The sequence below is a fragment of the Microbulbifer epialgicus genome (assembly GCF_041447265.1).
GTDB lineage: Bacteria > Pseudomonadota > Gammaproteobacteria > Pseudomonadales > Cellvibrionaceae > Microbulbifer > Microbulbifer epialgicus.
In genome coordinates this window covers 1-1,215 of sequence record NZ_JBGMEK010000230.1, presented here as the reverse complement: position 1 = coordinate 1,215, position 1,215 = coordinate 1, and the positions used below count along the sequence as shown (strand labels likewise).

The following is a 1,215-nucleotide window of genomic DNA, read 5'->3' as shown; positions in this document are numbered from 1 at the left end:
GTTCGGTCCTCCGGGTTTAGGCTGAGAAATCGACAAAATGAAAATCGATCGCGTATCTGATATTCCAGCTCATCATCCGATAGGTTATATAAATGCTGTAATACAAGCGCCTTGAACATCAGTACCTTATCAAAGGGTCTTCTTCCAGCATTACTCCTTCTTGGAAGTATGGGGATTTTATTCAAAGTACACCGGAAGTCCTCCCAGTCAATCAACTTACGCAGAGCAACCAGTGGATCACGTTCATTTAGCTTGCGATGGCGGTCATCAAGACCGAAAAAACTCGGCTGCATTTGACAATAACCTTCACTAGTGAGCGTTTAGACTATTTTACCGGAAAATAGTGAATTTTTAGAGGTGCCCTTAAGGCTTTCTTCCGTTTTTTCGGTTGGTATACCTTCATTGTGTTGGTGGGAATCTTCCTAATTGAAGTAGGTCATCAGGTAGTGACTGATATTCCGGCTATCCTCCGATATGGAAATGTAATCGTAGAGCGGTACTCGTTTACTTTTTAGACTGCGAAACAATTTTCCATGTTGAAGTCAGCACGTGAAACCTTTATCAACGCCTATAATGCAAAATGTACAAAGGCAGTTAAGTGAACGATACCTGCCAGCTAATTTCTGGCGCTTGGAGAGCACGCACAGCAATCTTTAGAAAATTAATCGCATGGCCCACTAGACCACTAAACTTCAAATAGAATCCTCATAAACTGCCTGATAAGATTACCTACCTTTAAAAACAAGTATTTCTGACGAAGGATGTAAATTTATGAAGAAAATTATATTTTTCTTAACCTTGGCACTGCTGGCACCTTCTCTAGTACAGGCGGAGATTGTAGTCACTGATATAGCGAAAATTGAAAGGCTTTATACATACGACGACATAGGGGCGATTGAAGGAAAGGATGGGTCGGACATTGTTGCTTGGTTTGATACGGGCGTAGATGAATGTCCGGGTGGAGTGTGGCTCTCACCTGCAGCAGCTGGCTACAAGAATATGACTTCGTTTGTTTTGGCTGCATACATGGGTGACAAACAAGTCCGCTTTCAAGTTTACAATGACAGTCATTGGGAAGGCTCAAAGAGCGGTATCTGCGAGGTTGATGCCATACGATTTGAATAGGTAGGTTATCTTGATTTGGATTAGTTCAGACCAAATCTGACACATCCTCTTGAAAAAGAGGGGTTTACCAGTTTTGATGAAGGTGCCTAA

At 42.1% G+C, this 1,215-nt stretch carries 2 protein-coding genes; one reads left to right on the top strand and one right to left on the bottom strand.

Annotated elements, in window-relative coordinates; all coding sequences use genetic code 11:
* On the bottom strand, positions 1-293 hold a 293-nt coding region (locus ACCI49_RS24715), incomplete at its 3' end, for a transposase (RefSeq protein WP_371841922.1).
* Positions 294-771: 478 nt separating this feature from the next.
* On the opposite strand from ACCI49_RS24715, the gene ACCI49_RS24710 reads away from it, so the two are divergent.
* Positions 772-1,125, top strand: a complete 354-nt coding sequence (locus ACCI49_RS24710; RefSeq protein WP_371841921.1) for a hypothetical protein — start codon at positions 772-774, stop codon at positions 1,123-1,125.
* Positions 1,126-1,215 lie beyond the last annotated feature (90 nt).